The sequence below is a fragment of the Paenibacillus agaridevorans genome (genome assembly GCF_003112455.1).
In the GTDB taxonomy this organism is placed as follows: domain Bacteria; phylum Bacillota; class Bacilli; order Paenibacillales; family Paenibacillaceae; genus Pristimantibacillus; species Pristimantibacillus agaridevorans.
Genome location: NZ_BDQX01000098.1, coordinates 192,390 through 198,586 on the forward strand (window position 1 = coordinate 192,390; position 6,197 = coordinate 198,586).

General features: G+C 36.8%; 11 protein-coding genes. All 11 read right to left on the reverse strand.

Annotated elements, in window-relative coordinates; genetic code table 11:
- Nucleotides 1–42 precede the first annotated feature (42 nt).
- The 11 genes from PAT3040_RS10795 to PAT3040_RS10845 all read right to left on the reverse strand — a co-directional run bounded on the left by PAT3040_RS10795 (nt 43) and on the right by PAT3040_RS10845 (nt 6,100).
- Nucleotides 43–324 carry a hypothetical protein gene (locus PAT3040_RS10795; RefSeq protein ID WP_108992638.1) on the reverse strand — a complete coding sequence of 94 codons (282 nt, stop codon included), beginning with the start codon at nt 322–324 and terminating at the stop codon, nt 43–45.
- Between the two features lie 195 nt (nt 325–519).
- Entirely contained in the window at nt 520–1,080 is a 561-nt protein-coding gene (locus tag PAT3040_RS10800; protein ID WP_108992639.1) for an ATP-binding protein, read from the reverse strand.
- Between the two features lie 29 nt (nt 1,081–1,109).
- Nucleotides 1,110–1,520 carry a DUF1801 domain-containing protein gene (locus PAT3040_RS10805; protein ID WP_108992640.1) on the reverse strand — a complete coding sequence of 137 codons (411 nt, stop codon included), beginning with the start codon at nt 1,518–1,520 and terminating at the stop codon, nt 1,110–1,112.
- An 80-nt stretch (nt 1,521–1,600) separates the two neighbouring features.
- Nucleotides 1,601–1,996, reverse strand: a complete 396-nt coding sequence (locus tag PAT3040_RS10810; RefSeq protein WP_087568712.1) for a GNAT family N-acetyltransferase — start codon at nt 1,994–1,996, stop codon at nt 1,601–1,603.
- A 63-nt stretch (nt 1,997–2,059) separates the two neighbouring features.
- The gene (locus PAT3040_RS10815; protein WP_108992641.1) at nt 2,060–2,647 is read right to left on the reverse strand and encodes a metallophosphoesterase family protein; all 588 of its coding nucleotides are present in this window, start codon (nt 2,645–2,647) and stop codon (nt 2,060–2,062) included.
- Nucleotides 2,648–2,695: 48 nt separating this feature from the next.
- On the reverse strand, nt 2,696–3,241 hold the full coding sequence (locus PAT3040_RS10820) for a DNA topology modulation protein (protein WP_108992642.1): 546 nt from the start codon (nt 3,239–3,241) through the stop codon (nt 2,696–2,698).
- A gap of 23 nt (nt 3,242–3,264) precedes the next feature.
- Nucleotides 3,265–3,747 carry a DUF6933 domain-containing protein gene (locus PAT3040_RS10825; protein ID WP_108992643.1) on the reverse strand — a complete coding sequence of 161 codons (483 nt, stop codon included), beginning with the start codon at nt 3,745–3,747 and terminating at the stop codon, nt 3,265–3,267.
- 346 nt (nt 3,748–4,093) lie between these two features.
- Entirely contained in the window at nt 4,094–4,801 is a 708-nt protein-coding gene (locus PAT3040_RS10830; protein ID WP_108992644.1) for a class I SAM-dependent methyltransferase, read from the reverse strand.
- A gap of 158 nt (nt 4,802–4,959) precedes the next feature.
- Nucleotides 4,960–5,466, reverse strand: coding sequence for an HIT family protein (locus PAT3040_RS10835; RefSeq protein ID WP_108992645.1), 507 nt, complete (start codon nt 5,464–5,466; stop codon nt 4,960–4,962).
- A gap of 210 nt (nt 5,467–5,676) precedes the next feature.
- On the reverse strand, nt 5,677–5,904 hold the full coding sequence (locus tag PAT3040_RS10840; protein ID WP_258234927.1) for a hypothetical protein: 228 nt from the start codon (nt 5,902–5,904) through the stop codon (nt 5,677–5,679).
- A complete protein-coding gene (locus PAT3040_RS10845) occupies nt 5,891–6,100 on the reverse strand; it encodes a GNAT family N-acetyltransferase (RefSeq protein WP_108992646.1) in 210 nt (69 codons plus the stop codon). Before PAT3040_RS10845 ends, PAT3040_RS10840 begins: the two co-directional genes overlap by 14 nt.
- Nucleotides 6,101–6,197 lie beyond the last annotated feature (97 nt).

Genomic DNA, 6,197 nt, shown 5'->3' on the forward strand with positions numbered 1-6,197 from the left:
TTCTCCTCTATTTACATAATCAATCCCAATAGTATTATCATATCATCGATCAGGCTTGTTTTCGAACCATACTCTTAAGAAATAATAAGCTGCGAAAGTAATAATAAACACGGCACCGCCTATAAACCAAAGAGACTCTCCGGAAAATGCGCCGAATTCAACCTGATGCTGAAGCATATCTACTTGATCATATGCTTTTACTATGTCAGGAACATAATTTCTTGACATAAAATATCCCTGTACAACAGGTATAATTACAACGATTGCCATCACAGCGATTGCAGCCAGTGTGGCTTCCATTACATATCTGAACTTTTTAGACATATACGCCCCCATGACGATCAGGTATTCCAATAATCGTGACTTTGATGACTATTGACCAGCATCTAAATCTTCCTTCACCTTTTTCGATACCTCAAACGGTTTTATTCTATCGTGAATATGGATGAGTAAAGCAGTCACTATCGAGAAGTTTAGAATCAGAATACCAGGGATTCCAAAATTGTAATACACAGGGGCTCATAAATTCAATTCGTTTCGAATTTTTTTGGCAACTTCATCTGGCGACATATTCATATTGTTGATTTTTATATAATTGCTCCTTGTAATTTCTCCAGGTTTAGAATTTAGTCGATGGTTTTCGTAAGTTGTAATTAAATCCTTTTCCGATTTTTCTACATCTCTTTTAGTTGGTTTATGCTCAAGTCTATTTGCGGTGCGATTTCGTTGCAGTCTTTCTTCTACGCTGGCTTCCAGTTCAACCCAATATACCTGGCTGCTCTTTGACTCAAAGAGCTCCGTTATAGAATGAATGTAATCCCAATCTGATTGGAGATCGAACCCCCACAAATAGGTGAAAATGAACCCCTCTAAATGACTATTTGATACTTCTTCGAATATTTCCCGACGGATTAAAGCAACTAATCGTTTCCCTGACGCAGTCCCATAATCAAAAAATTGCGAAACAAAATCAATCGACATGTGATTATGAAATAACTTAATATTTAACAGCTTGGACAAGCTTTGACCTACTGTCATCTTGCCTACGGCTTGAGGGCCAAAAATAATAATAAATTTCATCTCATCCCACTTTCTATAACAGGAATTGCTTATGACTGCTTTGTTTTTTCAATCCATTTGGTTATTACATCGATTAATTTGTCTTTTTTCGCCATTACATCCGTTAGATCAGTGAGTTTAACAATTGCACGGTCATCTGCCGCCCAGTCGAGCAACCCGGTATGATCCTCGATTAGTTTACCTGTTTGCGTACGTGTCTGAGCTTTTGCCCCTGTATGGAAGATAAGTCTAAAGAAACCCTTCCCTTGCAATTGGAATGTAATTCGGTCCTCGGCTGCATAACAGAAGCTTGGCGCATTCCATTTGATATGCTCCGTGAGTTCGGGTACAGCCTCCAGTACAATCCTTCGCACTTCTTCGATTTCAGCTTTGAACGGATGCTGCAATTCGCTTAAAAAGGTGGCAACCTGCTCTTCCCCGCTTTGTTTTTTGACCGTCATGGCATGATCTCCTTTTTACATTTTTCTAATTGATTGTTGTGATGCTCATCGTGTTGGCAGTTGAAATTGGTTAACCTAATCTATTGCTTGCGTTTGATGAGAAAAGCGTTCTCGGCCTTCTCGAATCCAATCTTCGGATAATAGTCCATCGCTCCTGGTGCTGCTAAAAGGAGAAGACAACATTCGTCGCCGATTCGATCTTGAACGTGCTGAACGAGTTGCTTGCCCACGCCCACCTGTTGATGCTGCTGGATTACCGCAAGGTCGGATAAATAACAGCAGTACGAGAAATCGGTTATCGCTCGTGCAATGCCGATCATTTTCCCCTTCTCCCAAGCCGATACAATGACATGAGCATTGTCAATCATCCTCTGAATCCGTTCCAAGTCCGCAAATGGCCTTTTCATACCCGACAATCGGAAAACTTCCGCTACATCTGATGCTTGCAGGTTATGATCAAAAGAATATTGGATCATTTTGCCCTGGCCTCCTTTGTTTCTGTTTAATTCGTATTGCTCCGATTGAACGGCAGAACCTGACTATATCTCAATAATGTGATAACCAAAAGCATTAATTATTTTCGTCGTTTTATATTGATGAATTCTTTGGCCTTTACCGTAATTCAAATGCTGATGTCCATGGAGCAACAACTTTGGATGATATTTATCCATAAAATCAATAAAACATTGAAATCCCCTATGACAGAGGTCTTCGCCATCTCCAATTTTATAGACTGGTGCATGTGTTAACAGGATATCGATTCCTTTGTTTTTCCACAACCTGAACTTGAGTTTAGTTATTCTCCATTTCATCTGTTTTTCGGTGTATTGATGGCTACCCTGGCTGTATCGATTGCTGCCACCGAGCCCCATAATTCGAACGCCATTAAATTTGACAACTTTATCTTCAATGTTCTCGCAACCTTCAGGAGGCTTTGTTATATAGGTCGTATCATGATTTCCATGCACATAGAATAGAGGCGCCTTAATCATTGTGACCAGAAAAGACAAATACTCGGCTTTGAGATCTCCGCATGATAGGATCAATTCAATTCCCTTGAACCTTGAAGGATCAAAATGATCCCAAATGTATTTGGACTCTTCGTCGGAGACAATTAAAATTTTCATCGGCTCTCCTCCAATTAATTCTAATCATGCAATTGTGTGATGAGGTTGTTATGAGAAGTTCTCATCTTTTTCGAAAACTCCCGCACCCAATGTCTTTACTTGTGCTAGAAAAATTTTCACTTCTTTCGGCGATTTCAATACAATAATATGTTTGTCACTATAATCTCTTAGTTTTTGAATAATGATTGGAATCCTTGTTATTCTGAAATTCCACACCCATTTTATAAATTCAAAATCCAGACTTTCAGGACAATCTTCATTTAAGTCGGGTCTTGTCTTGCCATGATACATAATCCTTCTCTTGATCACTCTGTATACGGTTATCAATCTTGAAAAATCCAAGAGAATAACAACATCAGCTCGTTTTATTCTAATATCAAGAGTACGACCATAATTTCCATCTATAATCCAATGTTCTTCTAGTACAAGTTTTTCTTGAAACGAATCCCACTGTTCATTAGGAGTAGGATTCCAGCCGGCCTTCCAGTAATACGCATCCATATGATGAACTGGCAATTGTAATAACTCTCCCAGTTGTCTGGCAAGAGTGGATTTACCAGCTCCACCAGATCCAATAATCATGATTCTCTTCATTGAAACTTCACCTGCCAAACAATTCACTTAGATAATGTTTTTAGAGCTTCTTTAAATACTTTGATTGGTTCATTATATTCTATTGGTTTATAAATTAATCGATTCAGCCATTTCATTCTTTGCATATTGTCTGTAAAATTATCTGTTTCAAAAATGGATATTTCAGTCATTGTGCTTAATACACTTCTGTTGTTGGTTTTTGAAATACTTAATTCAGAACCTTCTTTCAAATACCTATCAATCATATTTTTTTCAATTTCTTCTTCCTGTAAATAAGTTTCCAGTGTTATCAAAAACTTCTCCTTTAGTAAAGAAAGTTGCGATGATCTGATTCCATCAATGATTAGACAAAGCCTTGATAAATCATTAACAAATAGTATGTGTTTTTTGTTGTTTAACTTATATATATTCACATGCCAACTGAAAAGAGGTGAAATATCGTCGACTTGAATTTGAGCAGACTTCATGTCTTTCAATAATGATTGCGTAAATCTTAATACGATCAAATGAATTCAATCCCTTCTTTATTTTTTCTAATCAAACTTATTCCTTAAGAATCTTTAGGTTCAAAATCGTCTTTTCTATTTTTAAGTTCGTTGATAATAAGGTCTAGTCTATTAATTATTCTTTCATCATTTTTCGTTTTTTTTCTAAGGGATCCATCTATACTAGCTAATCCTATAATGATTATTATCATAAAGATGTAAATGACTATACGATCAACTCCTTAGATTATTTAGTTTTCTTTCGTAGATTTCATCTAACATTCCGTGTTCACGACGGACATTTACCCTTAGTCCGCCGATGCTTGAACACATTGTTAGATGGTGCTTGCTGGTTTCAACGATTATCTCACTTTATTTTCTTAGCTACAAATGTTATACAATCCGTAGTCAGCATTACGTTTTGTCCATTTCTGTCTATTTCATATTCTAATTGTTTTACAAACCGATTTTTAACTACCCATCCGGCATAACATTGATCCAATAATGTCAGCATTCTTTCGATAGATATATTTACTTCAAACATTGGATCTAATTCTTGCCCATTTTCAAGGTTTACTTCTCTTATATTCGATCCAATAATAATGCAGTTCGACCCATTTGATTTGGTTCCACATGTCATTTCATTGAGTTTTCTTTCCAGTTCCCTCTCCGAGCTTACGTGTTCCAGAGAAGACACAGCTATAATAATGTCGAACTTTTCTTGTTCGATAGTAAATTGTTCAATGTCAGATAATATTGCCTCAATATATTGTTCAACACCATATTTCTTACTATAATAATGTAATTTATCTATAGCGGACTCTAAGATATCAACACAAACGACCTTGCCATTATTATTCTTCAATGATTCAGCTATAGGAATACTATTCCTACCTATACCTGAACCTAAGTCTAATACACATAATGAGTCTTGTTGGTTATATTCTGCTAAAAGGTCGATTACAGTTTTTACCGGTCTATGTAGCCAGGAACCTGATTCAAATAAATTGTAATTATCGTAACAGAAGTCATGATATTTCTTCTCTTCTGTTCTTATACTCGCTACTCTGTCCATATCTTTCACCTCAAGTTTTCTGCAAGTATATCTAATTTTCCTGTATTCACGAAGTCCGACGAAGGTCTTAAATGTCCGGCTGGACCTGCTTCCCTGCCAATTACTTCTTTCCGGGCCGAGGGCGAATGCCCCGATGCGTGAATATCGTGTAGGCGAAGTTACCCTTCGCTGCTTTCAAATTCCCTTAATCCTTCCCATAATTCTTCGATTCCTTCAATTACAGTTTTCATGTTCTCCTCATTATTCATTTTATTTCTTGCATGTAACAATACTGGTCTCAAAGATTCAACGGAATTTCCAAATTGTTTCATCCATTCATATCTCGGAACCATCCACATATGAAAATGATGAGTTGTATCTTCATTATAAAAATAATATACCTTATCAATTCCTAGTCTTAATCTTTGTTCGCTTCTAATCTTATGTATTAATGATATGTATTCCAATCGTTCTTCTACCGAGAGCTCGTCCATACAGTAAAAATGCCTTTTAGAAGCAAGTATTACTAAACCTCTTATTGGATAAGCAACATCTTGATGTACATGAAAATGTTTAGATTCATAAATCACTCCGCCTGTGGAATCAATTAATCCACTTGTCAGAGCACAACTCAGGCAATCTACTTTGACAGTTCGTCCATCAGCCAATGTGATCTGCCGTGACATTCGGACACCTCCTGTTTTTATATATATCTCTTCGTAATTTCACCGAGTGCCGAATGGATCGAAGCGTGAATATGGTGTTATGTGAAGCCGCCCTTCTTCGTTTATCCAACAACTAATACTTCATCCAATCTGTCCTCAATGTAATCAACTGATAACCATTCAAAATGTACTAACCCTAATTTAGTGGCCAAAACATATGCTGGTGGTTCTTCAAAATTCCCACCCATGATCTTCTGCATAATTATAATGAACTAATAATCCAGGATTACATAAGAGTACTGATTCATTAATATTAAAAGCTGGGCCATCAATTAAAAATGTAACCCAGCCATTAGTTTCTTCAAATACATATCCCTTATTGTCTGAATCTTTAATTAGGTCTACAACTTTTGTTTTAGCATTCGTTCTAATATGATAGCTTGCACTAAATTCGCTCATGAAAATTCTCCTCGTTCTTGTCGTATTCCATCAGCCAACAATCCCTTAGCTCTCCCTCATGCATTTCATAATTTTCAAGTTTCATTATTTTCTTAAATCCACATCTTTCATAACAAGTGATTGCTCTTAAATTCCATGTTTGTGGGTCCATTAAGATACGATCTGCCCCTAATTCATGCGTTAAATATTTGATCACTATTAAGCCCCCTAATTAAGTTGGAGAGTACTAGCTGCACAGGAAGCACTGGCTGGCATTAAAGTTGGTGTACTAGCGCGAAAGTATGAGGTGGCGC